Below are 15,429 nucleotides of genomic sequence, written 5' to 3'. Positions count from 1 at the left end.
ATCGACTACTTCAAAAAAATCGTGCAGCGCAACACGCGCTGCGAGGGTTAAGCCTGGGCTGCCAGGCTCACTTCTTTCGCCACCCGCTCGGTGGCATCCGGGATCGCGGCGGCACGAGCATGCTGCGCCATCGCCAGTAATGTCTCCCGGTCCCAGCCCGCCAGGGTAGTGGCGACCGCGTCGGCGGTAAATTGTGGCTGTTCAAAAATCTTTGCGGCACCGGCTTTTTCAAGCGGCAGCGCATTCCAGTACTGCTGACGATCTTTGTGCTGGAACGGCACAAACAGCGCCGGCAAACCGGCGGCAGCGATCTCGCTCACCGTCAGCGCGCCGGAGCGGCAGACCACGACATCGGCCCAGGCATAGGCTGCCGCCATGTCGTCGATGAACTCCGTCACTTTATGCTGCGGCTGGCCCGCGTCGGCATAGGCTTGCTCCACCGTTTGCTGCGCGCCTTTACCGCTCTGATGCCAGATGGTCACTGCGCTGCCGAGCTTCGCCGCCACCTGCGGCAGGGTCTGATTCAGGACGCGCGCGCCCTGAGAGCCCCCCACTACCAGCACCCGCACCGGGCCTTCTCGCCCGACCAGCCGTTCCTGCGGCAGCGGCAGCGCCAGCACGTCGACACGCACCGGGTTACCCACCACGTCCGCTTTCGGGAATGCGCCCGGAAAAGCCTGCATCACTTTGCTGGCAATTTTCGCCAGCCATTTATTGGTGAGGCCCGCGATACCGTTCTGCTCGTGGAGCACAACCGGGATCCCCAGCGACCACGCAGCCAGTCCGCCAGGACCAGAGACATAACCGCCCATCCCCAGCACCACGTCCGGCTTAAAACGTTTCATAATCGCCCGCGCCTGACGCCAGGCGTTGAAAATACGCACCGGCGCCAGCAGCAGGGCTTTGATCCCCTTGCCGCGCAGACCGGAAATACGAATAAAGTCAATCTCAATGCCGTGCTTCGGCACCAGATCGGCTTCCATGCGGTCGGCGGTTCCCAGCCAGCGCACCTGCCAGCCCTGATCCATTAAATGGTGTGCAACCGCGAGCCCCGGGAACACATGCCCACCGGTACCGCCCGCCATCACCATTAACCGCTTCGGTTGATTCATCGTGAACCTCGTGTAAACGCCTGGGCATTTTCCAGACGCGTTTCATAATCTATGCGTAGCAAAAACATAATGGCGGTCGACATGATCAACAGACTGGAACCACCGTAACTGATTAACGGCAATGTCAGACCTTTTGTCGGCAGCATACCAGCTGCGGCACCCACGTTAACCAGCGCCTGGAAGCTAAACCAGATCCCGATGGAACAGGCTAAAAACCCGGAAAAACGGTGATCGATTACCAGCGCTTTTCGACCAATCGACATCGCACGGAAAGCGACGAAGAATACCATTAAAAGCGCCAATACCACACCGATATAACCCAGTTCTTCCCCAATAATGGAGAAGATAAAGTCGGTATGCGCTTCGGGTAAATATTCCAGTTTCTGGACTGAATTCCCCAGCCCCTGGCCCCACATTTCACCGCGGCCAAACGCCATTAGCGACTGCGTCAGCTGATAACCGCTGCCGAACGGATCTTCCCATGGGTTCCAGAAAGAGGTCACACGGCGGATACGATACGGCTCAGCGAGGATCAGCAGCACGACCGCAGAGATCCCCATTCCGATGATGGCGATGAACTGCCAGAGTTTTGCCCCCGCCAGGAACAGCATCGCCAGCGTGGTAACGAACAATACCACCACGGTACCGAGGTCAGGCTGGGCCAACAGCAGCACAGCCAGCACCAGTATCACGCCCATCGGCTTTAAGAAGCCGCGCAGGTTGTTACGTACTTCATCAACCTTACGTACCAGGTAGTTGGCCAGATAACAGAACAGCGACAGCTTGGTAAATTCGGCTGGCTGAATACGCAGCGGGCCAAAAGCAATCCAGCGCGATGCCCCGTTAACCGAGCTCCCGACGACCAGCACGATCAGCAGCATGACGATGGAGGCGATGAGCATGGCGGTACTGTGGCGCTGCCAGAAGGTCATGGGCAGACGTAGCGTCACCATCGCCAGACAGAACGCCAGGATGATGTACAGCCCGTCACGCTTGGCAAACAGGAAAGGATCGTTCGCCAGACGCTGCCCGACGGGCATTGAGGCCGAGGTCACCATAATAAAACCAATCGCCGCCAGCCCCAGCGTGAGCCAGAGCAGCATGCGATCGTACATTACCAGGCTATCGGAATCTTTATCCCGGGAGCCCATGACCCAGCCTTTTAACGCCGACGAAATCCAGACCAGGATGCCAAATCCTGGCAGGCGCGGCATTTTCGGGCGAGGGAGAGAGAAACGCATCAGCCTAACTCCTTCGCCAGGCGGGTAAAAAGATCGCCCCGCTGTTCGAAATTCTTAAACTGATCGAGACTGGCGCAGGCCGGCGAAAGCAGAACCATGTCACCCGGCTTCACGCGCGGGGCGATAAGCCGCATCGCCTGCTCCATGGTGTCAGTTTGCACTGCGATGTCCGGGCGCAGCGCCGCCAGTTCGGCACCGTCACGGCCAAAACAGTAGAGACGCACGCTGTCGCCGTTGAGATACTGTTTTAGCGAAGAGAAATCGGCGGATTTACCGTCGCCACCCAGCAGCAGATGCAGCGTGCCGTCGACGTGCAGGCCATTCAACGCCGCTTCCGTACTGCCGACGTTGGTGGCTTTTGAATCGTTGATCCAGCGCACACCGTTATGCTCCAGCGCCAGCTGGAAGCGGTGCGCCAGGCCACTGAACGTGGTCAGGGCCTTCAGGCTGGTGGCACGGGGTAATCCTGCGGCATCCGCCAGCGCCAGCGCGGCAAGGGCGTTGGTGTAGTTATGCTGACCCGAAAGCGGCATCTCTTTTACGTTCAGCACTTTCTCACCCTGTGCCCGCAACCAGGTTTCGCCCTGCTGACGGTTCAGATGATAGTCGCCCATAGTGATACCAAAGCTTACGCAGCGCTCGTCCGCACCACGTACCGGCATGGTCAGCGCGTCATCGGCGTTCACCACGCACACGCGGGCATTTTCATAGATGCGCAACTTGGCAGCGCGATACTGCTGCAGACCAAACGGATAGCGATCCATATGATCTTCGGTCACATTGAGGATTGTTGCCGCCGTCGCCTGCAGGCTTGAGGTGGTTTCCAGCTGGAAGCTGGAGAGCTCAAGGACATAGAGTTGGCGAGCGGGATCGAGCAACATTAAGGCCGGAAGGCCGATGTTACCACCGACGCCCACATTGACGCCCGCCGCTTTAGCCATCTCCCCCACCAGGGTGGTAACGGTGCTTTTACCGTTTGAACCGGTTATCGCCACGATCGGTGCCTGGGCTTCACGGCAGAACAGTTCGATATCGCCAACAATCTCAATACCTGCCTCTGCGGCAGCGCTCAGGGCCGGGTGCGCCAGGGCGATACCCGGGCTTGCGACAATCAGATCGGCGGCGTTCAGCCACGCTTCATTCAGACCACCAAGGTGGCGTTCGACCTGTTCCGGCAGTTTATCCAGACCAGGCGGAGAGACACGCGTATCCATCACCCGAGGCGTGATGCCTCGCGCGAGGAAAAAGTCCACGCAGGAGAGGCCGGTTAAGCCTAACCCGATGATAACGACTTTTTTACCCTGGTAATCTGCCATGATTAACGTACCTTCAGCGTTGCCAGGCCAATCAGCACCAGCATCAGCGAAATAATCCAGAAGCGCACGATAACGCGCGGTTCCGGCCAGCCTTTCAGTTCATAGTGGTGATGGATAGGTGCCATCCTGAATATGCGCTGTCCGCGCAGCTTGAATGACCCCACCTGCAGGATCACCGACAGGGTTTCCACCACGAACACACCGCCCATGATCACCAGCAGGAACTCCTGGCGCAGCAGCACGGCGATGATACCCAGCGCGCCGCCCAGGGCCAGTGAACCCACGTCGCCCATAAAGACCTGCGCCGGGTAGGTGTTAAACCACAGGAAGCCTAAGCCTGCGCCGACAATCGCCGTACAGACGATCACCAGCTCACCGGCATGACGCAGATACGGGATGTGCAGATAGCTGGCAAAATTCATGTTGCCGCTCGCCCATGCCACCAGCGCAAAGCCTGCCGCGACGAAGACGGTTGGCATAATCGCCAGACCATCCAGACCATCGGTCAGGTTCACCGCGTTGCCGGTACCGACAATCACGAAGTAAGCCAGCAGAATGTAGAACAGCCCCAGCTGCGGCATCACGTCTTTGAAGAACGGCACCACCAGCTCGGTTGCCGGAGTGTCTTTTCCTGCAAGGTAAAGGGCAAATGCCACGCCCAGCGCAATCACCGACATCCAAAAATATTTCCAGCGAGCAATCAGCCCTTTGGTATCTTTACGCACCACTTTGCGGTAGTCATCGACAAAGCCGATAATCCCGTAGCCTATCAGCACTACCAGCACGCACCAGACGTACGGGTTTGACGGATACGCCCACAGCAGGACCGACACCACAATCGCGGTGAGGATCATAATGCCGCCCATGGTCGGCGTGCCGCGTTTACTGAAGTGTGATTCCGGACCGTCGTTACGCACAACCTGACCGAAAGAGAGTTTTTGCAGACGGGCAATCATGCGCGGGCCCATCCACAGCGAGATGAACAGCGCAGTCAGCAGGCTGACAATGGCGCGAAACGTCAGGTAAGAAAAGACGTTAAAGCCGGAATAATATTTGACCAAATGCTCGGCCAGCCAAACTAACATGTCCCATTCTCCTGTAAAGCGTGCACAACCTCTTCCATGGCAGCACTGCGTGAACCTTTCACTAAAACTGTCACTATTTGTTGTTCTGCAACCAGCGCCTTAAGACGAGCGATCAACGCCGCCTTATCGGCAAAATGTTCACCGACGCCGCTGGCCTGGCTGATAAATTTGCTGAGATGACCGGCGCTTAACACGCGGTCGATACCGGAGGCTTTCGCCGCTTCCCCTACCTGGAGATGGCAGGCTTCGCTTTCATCGCCCAGCTCGGCCATATCACCGACGACCATCACACGATAGCCCGGCATCTCAGACAGCACCTGTACGGCGGCAGTCATGGAGCCGACGTTGGCGTTGTAGGAGTCATCCAGCAGCAGTTTGTTTTCCGCCAGCTGGACAGGGAACAGGCGGCCGGGCACGGCTTTGAGGTTCGCAAGCCCGCTTTTGATAGCAGACAGCGGCGCGCCGACGGCCATCGCCAGCGAGCTTGCCGCCAGAGCGTTGGCGATATTGTGACGACCCGGTAGCGGCAGCAGCACCTCTACATTCCCGGTTGGGGTCTGCAACGTAAATTCGGTGCCGTGGGAGGTCACATGAATGTTGTTTGCGGTGAAGTCGCTGTTGGCAGCATTAGGCGAGAAGCGCCAGGTTTTACGATCCCCGATAACGCTTTGCCAGTTCAGCCAGTCGTTGTTATCGGCATTCATAATGGCGATGCCGTTTGCCGGCAGACCGGTGTAGATCTCGCCCTTCGCTTTTGCCACGCCTTCGAGCGAGCCAAAGCCTTCAAGGTGCGCCGCCGCAAGGTTATTCACCAGCGCCGCTTCCGGCTGCGTCAGGCTCACGGTCCAGGCGATTTCGCCCTGATGATTAGCGCCCAGTTCGATCACCGCATATTCATGCTCGGGCGTCAGGCGGAGCAGCGTCATCGGCACGCCGATATCGTTGTTCAGATTGCCTGCGGTATAGAGGGTGTTACCACACTGCGTGAGGATGGCGGCCGTCATCTCTTTAACCGAGGTTTTGCCGGAGGAACCGGTCAGCGCTACAACGCGCGTTGGAACCTGCTGGCGTACCCATGCCGCCAGCTCACCAAACGCCAGGCGGGTATCTTTCACCACTACCTGCGGCAGGTCGATATCCAGTTTACGGCTTACCAGCAGCGCACCCGCGCCCGCGGCTTTCGCCTGGTCGGCAAAATCGTGCGCATCGAAACGCTCACCTTTCAGCGCCACAAACAGGCAGCCAGGGGTGATTTTACGGGTGTCGGTGGTCACCGCATCGAAGTTCAGATCGTCGCCGCTGACGTCGGCGCGCAGGATCGTCGCAAGCTGGCCCAGCGTTACGCGAATCATGCCACCACTCCCAGCAGACGCGCCGCGGTAACCCGGTCGGAGTAATCCAGACGGTTGGTACCCACGATCTGATAATCTTCGTGGCCTTTACCTGCCAGCAGAACCATATCGTTCTCGTTAGCCTGCATGATGGCGTTGGTCACCGCTTCTGCGCGACCTTCCACCACGCGGGCACGTCCCGCATCCAGCATACCGGCCAGAATGTCGTTGATAATGGCGCGCGGCTCTTCCGTACGCGGATTATCATCGGTCACGACCGCAATATCCGCGAACTGCTCGGCAATCGCCCCCATTAGCGGACGTTTGCCTTTATCGCGATCGCCGCCGCAGCCGAAAACGCACCACAGTTTACCGGCGCAGTGCAGGCGCGCCGCTTCCAGCGCTTTTTCCAGCGCATCCGGGGTATGGGCATAATCCACCACGACCGTTGGTTTGCCTGGTGCGGTAAATACTTCCATACGCCCACAAACCGGCTGCAGGCGCGCAGAAGTGTTGAGCAGATCCGCCAGCGGGTAATCCAGTGCCAGCAGGGTCGCGAGGGCCAACAGCAGGTTGCTGACGTTGAATGCGCCCATCAGACGGCTTTCGATTTCGCCGTCGCCCCAGCTCGACGCAAAGCGAATGGTCGCGCCGCTGTCGTGCCAGGTCACCTCGGTGGCCTTCAACCAGCGACCGTGACAGTTCGGGTTGATGTGGTCGGCCATTGAGACCGCAACGGCATCCGGCAGCTTAGCCAGCCAGCGACGCCCAACCTCGTCATCGGCATTGATAATTGCCTGGCCGCAGTGATGCGTGGCAAACAGCTGCCATTTTGCCGCTTCGTAGTTTTCCATGTCGCCATGGTAGTCAAGATGGTCCCGGCTCAGGTTAGTAAACACTGAGGCGGCAAATTTCAATGCTGCGACACGGTGCTGAACCAGCCCGTGGGAAGAGACTTCCATCGCCGCGAAGCTCGCGCCCTGCCCCGACAGACTGGCCAGCACATGCTGTACGTCAACGGCAGAGCCGGTGGTATTTTCTGTTGGGTTCACTTTGCCTAACAGGCCGTTACCCACGGTACCCATCACCGCACTGGTTTCACCCAGCAGCTGCGCCCACTGCGCGATCAGCTGCGTGGTGGTGGTTTTACCGTTGGTACCGGTCACGCCAATCAGACGCAACCGGTCAGAAGGTTCGTGATAAAAACGTCCCGCCAGTGCGGAGAGACGTTCAGTTAACTGGCTGAGATAGATGACCGGCACGCCGTGCATTTCACGGATTTCACCATCAGTGGCCTCATCTTTTGCCTCAGCAATAATGGCAGCTACACCTTGCGCTATCGCCTGCGGGATATACCGACGCCCGTCCGCCTGATGACCAACAACTGCCACAAAAAGATCGCCCGCCGCAGCCACACGGCTGTCCAGCGTCATCTCCCGCAGTTCTCTCGCAGGTAAACCTGTTACCCACGGAGCAAGAAGGTCGCGCAAATTACGATCTGCCACCTGTTCCCTCGCCTTGATTAATTACAAATTCATTTTTCTCGCCCGTTGTCAGCGCGTCCGGCTCAATGTTCATGGTACGCAGTACGCCGCCCATGATGGCACCGAAGACCGGCGCGGAAACGGCGCCACCGTAGTATTTACCCGCCTGTGGATCGTTGATGACCACCACCAGCGCAAAACGCGGATTACTCGCAGGGGCCACGCCTGCGGTATATGCAATGTATTTATTGATGTAGCGGCCATCCGGCCCGACTTTTTTCGCCGTACCGGTTTTGATCGCGATTCGATAACCCTTGATCGCCGCCTTCACGCCGCCGCCGCCGGGCAACGCCACGCTTTCCATCATATGAACGACGGTACGTACGATCGATTCCGGGAAGATACGCTCACCGGGAACCGGGGGATCAACTTTGGTAATTGAGAGCGGGCGATAGATGCCATAGCTGCCAATCGTTGCATAGACACGCGCCAACTGTAACGGCGTTACCATTAGCCCGTAGCCGAAAGAGAAGGTGGCCCTCTCTATGTCAGACCACCGTTGTTTTTGAGGATATAAGCCACTGCGTTCTCCGACCAACCCCAAATTGGTCGCTTTTCCCAGCCCAAAACGTGAGTAAGTTTCTACTAACGCTGAGGACGGCATCGCTAACGCCAGCTTAGAAACGCCGACGTTACTCGACTTCTGTAGAACCCCGGTCAGGGTCAATTCGCTGTAACGCGCCACGTCTTTGATTTCGTGGCCGTTAATTCGGTAAGGCACGGTATTTAACACGGTATTTTCATTGACGATGCCGCGCTGCAGGGCTGTCATCACCACCATCGGTTTCACCGTTGAACCCGGCTCGAACACGTCAGTGATTGAGCGGTTACGCATCGCGTCTTTGGCCGTACCGGCAAAGTTGTTCGGGTTATAGGAGGGGCTGCTGGCCATCGCCAGCACTTCGCCGGTATTAACATCCACCAGCACGGCGCTGCCGGATTCCGCTTTGTTAAAAGCAACGGCGTTGTTCAGTTCACGGTAAACCAGCGCTTGCAGACGCTCGTCGATGCTCAGCGCCAGATTGTGCGCCGCCTGGCTGTCCGTTGAAGAGATATCTTCAATCACGCGGCCATAACGGTCCTTACGTACCACGCGCTCGCCGGGCTGACCGGTGAGCCATTTATCGAAACTCTTCTCTACGCCTTCAATACCCTGACTATCGACGTTGGTGAAGCCGATCAGATGGGCGGTCACTTCCCCGGACGGGTAGTAGCGACGCGACTCTTCACGCAGATGAATGCCGGGTAGCTTTAATTTTTTAATGTAATCGGCCATATCAGGGTTTACCTGACGCGCCAGATAGATAAAGCGCCCTTTCGGGTTGGCATTGACGCGCGCCGCCAGCTGATCGAGCGGCATTTTCAGCGCGTCTGACAGCGCTTTCCAGCGGTTATCCAGCGAGATCCCGCCAGCATCATGCAGCTCTTTAGGATCCGCCCAGATCGCTTTTACCGGCACGCTGACCGCCAGCGGACGCCCGGAGCGGTCAGTGATCAAACCGCGTGACGTCGAAACTTCCTGAACGCGCAAGGAACGCATATCCCCCTGACGCACCAGCATGTCAGGCGCAATGATCTGCAGCCAAGCCACGCGTCCCAGCAGGAAACCCAGCGCCAGTAAAATGCAGCCGCACAGCAACGCAAAACGCCAGCTGATAAAGCTGGCCTGTTCTTCCTGACGTTTTGGTTTTAGTGCCTTCGCCGCGGATTTCATGCGTCGCGTTTTTCCTTATTTTTGTACTACGATATTTTCCTGAGAAGGATCAACATGCTGCATCTGCAGCTTTTCCGTTGCGATCCGTTCTACCCGGCTATGGTCGCCGAGCGCATTTTCTTCGAGGATCAGATTTCGCCACTCGATATCCAGCGCGTCGCGCTCCAGCACCAGCTGCTCGCGTTGCGCCGTTAATAAACGGGTATGGTGGGCGGTGGTCACAACCGTGACCGCCGACACGATGATGCAAATAAACAGGCACAGTGGCAGCTTGCCGAAACGCAACAGATCGTCCCAGATCACGCCCGGCAAGGCATGACGCTCGGTGCTGCCTAACGTCTCTTTGACCTTGCTGAGGGTATCTGCCACTTTGCCGATCATGCACTGGTCCTTTCTGCTATACGCAGCACTGAACTACGCGCGCGCGGGTTCTCTTCCACTTCGGCTTCGCCCGGCATTAACTTGCCTAATGCGCGCAGCTGACGGCCACCCAGCTTTTTAAGCTGCTCTTCGGTCATCGGTAACCCGGCCGGAACCTGCGGGCCGCGGCTTTGCTCGCGCATAAAACGCTTCACAATGCGATCTTCCAGCGAGTGGAAGCTGATAATCGACAGACGTCCGCCCGGGGCCAGTACGCTAAGCGAACTTTTCAGCGCCTGCTCGATCTCGTCCAGCTCGCTGTTCACCCAGATGCGCACCGCCTGGAAAGTGCGGGTGGCAGGGTGCTTGTACTTGTCCTTCACCGGCGTTGCCGCCGCGATCACTTCCGCCAGCTCTTTGGTGCGGGTCATGGGCTCAATGCGGTTACGCTCAACGATGGCGCGGGCAATACGTTTGCCAAAACGCTCTTCACCGAAGGTTTTGATCACCCAGGCGATATCGGCTTCATCGGCGGTTTGCAGCCACTCGGCAGCAGACTGGCCGCGGGTCGGATCCATACGCATATCCAGCGGACCGTCACGCATAAAGGAGAAGCCGCGTTCAGCATCGTCAAGCTGCGGTGAGGAGACGCCAAGGTCGAGGAGAATGCCGTCGATCTTGCCGGTTAAATCACGCTCGCTGACGTAATCAGCCAGCGCAGAGAAAGGACCGTGGATAATAGAAAAGCGTGGGTCATCAATGGCTTTCGCCACAGCAATTGCCTGTGGATCGCGATCAATAGCCAGCAAACGGCCTTCCGCACCCAGCTGGGAAAGGATCAAACGCGAGTGGCCACCCCGGCCAAAAGTGCCATCAATATAGATGCCATCAGGACGAATATTCAGGCCATTGACGGCCTCATCCAGTAGCACCGTCGTATGTTTATAATTTTCCATCATATTTATAGAGACAAATCCTGCAATCGTTCCGACAATGTTGCGGAATCAGACTGCTCAGCGTCGATATCTTCCTTGACCCGTTGATACCAGGCCGTTTCATCCCACAGTTCAAATTTATTGAACTGTCCGACCAGCATCACTTCTTTTGTCAGACCGGCATGCTGCCGCAACACTGGCGCAATCAGTAAACGCCCTGCGCTATCCATCTGACATTCACTGGCATGCCCCAATAACAGCCGCTGCACGCGGCGCTCCTGCGGGTTCATGCTCGACAGTCGAGACAGCTTTTGCTCAATGATTTCCCATTCAGGCAAGGGGTAAAGCAGCAGGCAGGCGTGGTTGATGTCAATGGTGCAGACCATTTGACCAGAAGCGCTCTCGTTCAGCTGGTCGCGATATCGGGTTGGTACCGACAAACGTCCTTTGCTGTCGAGATTGACTAACGTCGCTCCACGGAACATGCCAGTCTCACCCCTCCTCACCACTTTTACCCACAAATTCCCACTTAAGGGAGTTTACGGAGCGATGGAAAAGCTTGTCAAGCCAGGACTTCCGCGTCATCTGTCTAAATGTTACTGATTTACGAACGGAAGTTAATCAGGCTATTAACTGCACAACTGGCGAGGCAAAATTAACGTGATGAATATTTGTGAGAAAAAACTCGAATATGCATTTCATCGTTAAAAATCACTCATCTCATCGCAACGAAATATAAAGTGTCAGTTTGCGACGCGGGCGGCATTTTAAGCCATATTGTCGGGGGATAACAGCGCCAGATTCAACGCTGCTGCCACGCCGGTTGCCGGCAAGCGGATGCCGATAAATCTGAAGGGAAAAAATGGTTGATAATTCAGCGTTAGCGATCGGTTATGTAACAAAATAATACAATTCATGTCACCTATGACAATTAAATAACATGAAAAGAAGTTTTAAATAGCAAAGCGAAATAAAAAGCGTAGCAGGCGATGTAATTTAGAGAATTATCTTAAAAAAAATAAGGGAATAGCTGCACAAATTAATGGCAATAAATTCAGGGCAGTTCTTGCTGCCCTGTCACTCTTACGAACGGCTTAATATGCCGCGACGATAGAGATTGCGGCGGATACGCGTCAGCCCTGGTTTAGGCTTACGCGGCTCATCAAGGCTTGCCAGTACAATCTCCAGCACCCGTTCCGCCACGTCACGATGACGCTGGGCAACAGCCAGTACCGGACACTGCAGAAAATCGAGCAGCTCGTGATCGCCAAAGGTCGCAATCGCCAGATCCGACGGCAGTTTGCCTTCACGGCGCAGCGTCACATCCATCACCCCCTGCAGCAGCGCAAAAGAAGTGGTGAACAGCGCCTGCGGCATGGGATGTGTTTCCAGCCATTTCTCAAACAGCTGCGCTGAGGCTTCGCGTTCGTAGCTGTTGGCGTAGAGAAAATCCACTTTACGAGGATCGTCTTTCCAGGCGGTACGGAAACCCTGTTCACGGAGGAAACTCACCGAGAGCTCTGGCAGTGCTCCCAGGTAAAGGACGTTTTCAGCCGGGAAAGTCCGCAGCTCCGCCGCCAGCATTTCAGCGTCGTCCTGATCGGCACCCACCACACTGGTGAAATGCTCGCGATCTAAAGCACGATCGAGGGCAACAATCGGGAACGAATCGTTGGCCCAGCGCTGATAGAACGGATGCTCCGGAGGTAGTGAGGTTGAAACGATAATGGCATCAACCTGACGCTGCAGCAGGTGCTCGATGCAGCGCATTTCATTATCAGGCTGATCTTCCGAGCAGGCGATCAGTAACTGATAGCCCCGTTGACGCGCCTGGCGCTCAAGGTAGTTTGCGATCCGGGTGTAGCTGGTGTTTTCCAGATCCGGGATCACCAGACCGATCGAACGGGTGCGTCCGGCACGTAAACCTGCCGCGACGGCATTCGGATGGTAGTTATGTTCACGAACCACTGCCATGACTTTCTCAACGGTCTTATCACTGACACGATACTGCTTCGCTTTACCGTTAATCACATAGCTTGCCGTAGTTCGTGACACGCCGGCTAGCCTGGCGATTTCATCCAGTTTCACAATTGCCCCTTAAAAAAAATAAAAGAGTCCATGACCTTGTCAGGGTTATGGCTAAATCTTGTAACATCTAAACGCAGAATAGTCTGTGCGGCAACCGCTATTGTCAGCGCAAATGCGGCTGTACGCAAAAAAAAGCCCGGTTACGAACACCGGGCAATGTTGAGGCGAACTTTTTCGTCCTTAACGCATCACTTTGTCACCGCGGGATAACCCTACAACGCCTGAACGCGCCACTTCGACTATTTTTGCGACATCCCGCACCGAGGCGAGGAAGGCATCCAGTTTATCGCTGGTGCCGGCAAGCTGGACGGTATAGATAGACGGGGTGACATCAATGATCTGCCCGCGGAAGATATCCGCATTGCGTTTCACCTCTTCTCGTCCGTAACCGGTAGCCTGAATTTTCACCAGCATGATCTCACGCTCAACGTAGGCCCCCTGCCCCAGTTCGCTGACCCGTAAGACATCGACCAGTTTGTGCAGTTGCTTTTCAATCTGTTCCAGCACTTTGGCATCACCGACTGTCTGAATAGTCATGCGGGAAAGCGTGGGATCGTCCGTCGGGGCTACCGTCAGGCTTTCAATGTTGTAGCCGCGCTGTGCAAAGAGCCCAATTACGCGCGACAGCGCACCGGACTCGTTTTCCAGTAATACAGATAATATCCGGCGCATATCAGGTTCTCTCCGTTTTGCTTAACCACATTTCATCCATACCGCCGCCGCGTATATGCATTGGATAAACATGCTCAGTGCCATCCACAACCACATCGACAAAGACCAGGCGGTTATTTTTAACGTGCGCAAGGGCTTCACTGAGCTTCGCTTCCAGCTCTGCCGGATTGCTGATACGCATACCAATGTGGCCATAGGCCTCTGCCAGACGAACAAAGTCAGGCAACGAGTTCATGTACGACTGGGAATGGCGACCGGAATAGATCATATCCTGCCACTGTTTCACCATGCCCAGATAGCCGTTGTTCAGATTGAGTACCAGCACCGGCAGGTCGTACTGCAGCGCGGTGGAGAGCTCCTGAATGTTCATCTGGATACTGCCGTCGCCGGTCACGCAGACCACCGTTTCTTCTGGTAATGCCAGCTTAACGCCCAGCGCGGCTGGCAGGCCAAAGCCCATGGTGCCCAGGCCGCCGGAGTTGATCCAACGGCGTGGCTTATCAAACGGATAATAGAGCGCGGCAAACATCTGATGCTGGCCCACGTCCGAGGTCACGTAAGCGTCGCCTTTGGTCAGCCGCCAGATAGTTTCGATCACCGCCTGCGGCTTGATGTGCTCGCTTTGAGTGTCGTAGTTCAGGCACTGACGCGCACGCCACTGCTCAATCTTCAACCACCAGTCACGAATGTCATCAAGCGGCTGCACATAATTCTCCTGCGCCAGCAGCTCCAGCATCTGATCCAGCACCTGACGCGCGTCGCCCACAATCGGCACATCCGCCGGAACAGTCTTAGAGATAGAGGTGGGATCGATGTCAATGTGCAGCACTGTGGCATTCGGGCAGTATTTCGCCAGGTTATTGGTAGTACGATCGTCAAAGCGTACCCCAACGGCAAAGATGACATCAGAATTATGCATCGTCATGTTGGCTTCGTAAGTGCCGTGCATACCGAGCATACCGAGCGCCTGACGATGCGTGGCCGGGAACGCTCCGAGCCCCATCAAGGAAGAAGCCACCGGCAAATTCAGCTTTTCGGTAAGTGCACGCAGCTGCGTTTCACACTGAGCGTTCACCGCCCCGCCGCCAACATAGACCACCGGTTTTTTTGCCGACATCAGAGTCTGCAACGCTCGCTTAATCTGGCCCTTATGACCCTGGGTGGTAGGGTTGTAAGAACGCATGCTTACCGACTCCGGCCAGACATAAGGCAGTTTGTTGGCCGGGTTCAAAATATCTTTAGGAAGATCAACCACCACCGGGCCAGGACGTCCGCTTGCCGCCAGCCAGAAAGCTTTTTTCAACACTCCTGGAATATCTTCCGTCTGTTTGACCAGGAAGCTGTGCTTCACCACCGGTCGGGAGATGCCGACCATATCGCACTCCTGAAAGGCATCGTAGCCAATCAGCGAGGTCGCCACCTGACCGGAAAGCACCACCATTGGGATGGAATCCATATACGCAGTGGCGATGCCGGTAATGGCATTCGTTGCGCCAGGGCCGGACGTGACCAGCACGACGCCCACTTCACCTGTCGCACGCGCCAGTCCGTCGGCCATATGCACGGCGGCTTGTTCATGACGCACCAGAACGTGGTCGATACCGCCAACGGTATGTAGCGCATCGTAAATATCGAGGACCGCGCCTCCAGGGTAACCGAACACTTGCTTCACGCCCTGATCGATTAACGATCGGACGACCATTTCGGCGCCAGACAACATCTCCATGATTTGCCTCCAGGCTTATCGTTTCAGACGGACAGCAGAGACACACAATGCGCCGTCTTTTTTGTCAGGGTTACCCCTGGCGTTTTTTTATTGTGCAGAGTGACAGTTACCATAACCGCTCGCCGGAAGGCAGGCAATTAGCAAACCTGCGCCTGTACATAAACAAGAAAGAAGAAATATGAGGTATTAATATTTGTTATGGATAAATCCACTACGATAACGAAGAGTAGTGAGCTTTCATCATTTAAAACGGGAGAGGTGCAGTAATTCATGCATTTTTGCTGCTCTGCAAGGGCAGCAAAAAA

General features: G+C 56.1%; 13 protein-coding genes. All 13 read right to left on the bottom strand.

What is annotated here, in order from left to right; translation table 11 throughout:
• Window positions 1-47 precede the first annotated feature (47 nt).
• The 13 genes from murG to ilvI all read right to left on the bottom strand — a co-directional run bounded on the left by murG (window position 48) and on the right by ilvI (window position 15,124).
• On the bottom strand, window positions 48-1,112 hold the full coding sequence (murG, locus tag MXM41_RS13335) for an undecaprenyldiphospho-muramoylpentapeptide beta-N-acetylglucosaminyltransferase (RefSeq protein WP_325932460.1): 1,065 nt from the start codon (window positions 1,110-1,112) through the stop codon (window positions 48-50).
• A complete protein-coding gene (gene ftsW / locus MXM41_RS13330) occupies window positions 1,109-2,353 on the bottom strand; it encodes a cell division protein FtsW (RefSeq protein WP_250587807.1) in 1,245 nt (414 codons plus the stop codon). Before ftsW ends, murG begins: the two co-directional genes overlap by 4 nt.
• Window positions 2,353-3,669, bottom strand: a complete 1,317-nt coding sequence (murD, locus tag MXM41_RS13325; RefSeq protein WP_325932459.1) for a UDP-N-acetylmuramoyl-L-alanine--D-glutamate ligase — start codon at window positions 3,667-3,669, stop codon at window positions 2,353-2,355. The genes ftsW and murD overlap by 1 nt, the downstream gene beginning before the upstream one ends.
• Window positions 3,670-3,671: 2 nt before the next feature.
• Entirely contained in the window at window positions 3,672-4,754 is a 1,083-nt protein-coding gene (gene mraY, locus MXM41_RS13320) for a phospho-N-acetylmuramoyl-pentapeptide-transferase (protein ID WP_103823246.1), read from the bottom strand.
• Window positions 4,748-6,106, bottom strand: a complete 1,359-nt coding sequence (murF, locus tag MXM41_RS13315) for a UDP-N-acetylmuramoyl-tripeptide--D-alanyl-D-alanine ligase (protein WP_325932458.1) — start codon at window positions 6,104-6,106, stop codon at window positions 4,748-4,750. The genes mraY and murF overlap by 7 nt, the downstream gene beginning before the upstream one ends.
• Entirely contained in the window at window positions 6,103-7,590 is a 1,488-nt protein-coding gene (murE, locus tag MXM41_RS13310) for a UDP-N-acetylmuramoyl-L-alanyl-D-glutamate--2,6-diaminopimelate ligase (RefSeq protein ID WP_325932457.1), read from the bottom strand. The genes murF and murE overlap by 4 nt, the downstream gene beginning before the upstream one ends.
• On the bottom strand, window positions 7,577-9,343 hold the full coding sequence (locus MXM41_RS13305) for a peptidoglycan glycosyltransferase FtsI (RefSeq protein WP_325932456.1): 1,767 nt from the start codon (window positions 9,341-9,343) through the stop codon (window positions 7,577-7,579). Before MXM41_RS13305 ends, murE begins: the two co-directional genes overlap by 14 nt.
• Window positions 9,344-9,358: 15 nt before the next feature.
• Entirely contained in the window at window positions 9,359-9,724 is a 366-nt protein-coding gene (gene ftsL / locus MXM41_RS13300) for a cell division protein FtsL (protein ID WP_325932455.1), read from the bottom strand.
• The gene (gene rsmH, locus MXM41_RS13295) at window positions 9,721-10,662 is read right to left on the bottom strand and encodes a 16S rRNA (cytosine(1402)-N(4))-methyltransferase RsmH (protein ID WP_325932454.1); all 942 of its coding nucleotides are present in this window, start codon (window positions 10,660-10,662) and stop codon (window positions 9,721-9,723) included. Before rsmH ends, ftsL begins: the two co-directional genes overlap by 4 nt.
• 2 nt (window positions 10,663-10,664) lie before the next feature.
• Window positions 10,665-11,123, bottom strand: coding sequence for a division/cell wall cluster transcriptional repressor MraZ (gene mraZ, locus MXM41_RS13290; RefSeq protein ID WP_103178262.1), 459 nt, complete (start codon window positions 11,121-11,123; stop codon window positions 10,665-10,667).
• Window positions 11,124-11,721: 598 nt separating this feature from the next.
• The gene (gene cra / locus MXM41_RS13285; RefSeq protein WP_103823241.1) at window positions 11,722-12,726 is read right to left on the bottom strand and encodes a catabolite repressor/activator; all 1,005 of its coding nucleotides are present in this window, start codon (window positions 12,724-12,726) and stop codon (window positions 11,722-11,724) included.
• A 180-nt stretch (window positions 12,727-12,906) separates the two neighbouring features.
• Window positions 12,907-13,398: an acetolactate synthase small subunit gene (ilvN, locus tag MXM41_RS13280; RefSeq protein ID WP_032616525.1), complete on the bottom strand. Its 492-nt coding sequence runs from the start codon at window positions 13,396-13,398 to the stop codon at window positions 12,907-12,909.
• A 1-nt stretch (window position 13,399) separates the two neighbouring features.
• Window positions 13,400-15,124, bottom strand: a complete 1,725-nt coding sequence (gene ilvI, locus MXM41_RS13275; protein ID WP_325932453.1) for an acetolactate synthase 3 large subunit — start codon at window positions 15,122-15,124, stop codon at window positions 13,400-13,402.
• Window positions 15,125-15,429: the final 305 nt, after the last annotated feature.

The sequence above is a fragment of the Leclercia adecarboxylata genome, from assembly GCF_035787115.1.
Lineage (GTDB): Bacteria > Pseudomonadota > Gammaproteobacteria > Enterobacterales > Enterobacteriaceae > Enterobacter > Enterobacter adecarboxylatus_E.
The sequence above is the reverse complement of the archived record's forward strand: the minus strand, read 5'-3'. Positions and strand labels throughout refer to the sequence as shown.

Coding starts and splice junctions, on each gene's coding strand:
- murG (WP_325932460.1), bottom strand. CDS start 1,112: ATGAATCAACCGAAGCGGTTAATGGTGATGGCGGGCGGTACCGGTGGG.
- ftsW (WP_250587807.1), bottom strand. CDS start 2,353: ATGCGTTTCTCTCTCCCTCGCCCGAAAATGCCGCGCCTGCCAGGATTT.
- murD (WP_325932459.1), bottom strand. CDS start 3,669: ATGGCAGATTACCAGGGTAAAAAAGTCGTTATCATCGGGTTAGGCTTA.
- mraY (WP_103823246.1), bottom strand. CDS start 4,754: ATGTTAGTTTGGCTGGCCGAGCATTTGGTCAAATATTATTCCGGCTTT.
- murF (WP_325932458.1), bottom strand. CDS start 6,106: ATGATTCGCGTAACGCTGGGCCAGCTTGCGACGATCCTGCGCGCCGAC.
- MXM41_RS13305 (WP_325932456.1), bottom strand. CDS start 9,343: ATGAAATCCGCGGCGAAGGCACTAAAACCAAAACGTCAGGAAGAACAG.
- ftsL (WP_325932455.1), bottom strand. CDS start 9,724: ATGATCGGCAAAGTGGCAGATACCCTCAGCAAGGTCAAAGAGACGTTA.
- rsmH (WP_325932454.1), bottom strand. CDS start 10,662: ATGATGGAAAATTATAAACATACGACGGTGCTACTGGATGAGGCCGTC.
- mraZ (WP_103178262.1), bottom strand. CDS start 11,123: ATGTTCCGTGGAGCGACGTTAGTCAATCTCGACAGCAAAGGACGTTTG.
- ilvN (WP_032616525.1), bottom strand. CDS start 13,398: ATGCGCCGGATATTATCTGTATTACTGGAAAACGAGTCCGGTGCGCTG.
- ilvI (WP_325932453.1), bottom strand. CDS start 15,124: ATGGAGATGTTGTCTGGCGCCGAAATGGTCGTCCGATCGTTAATCGAT.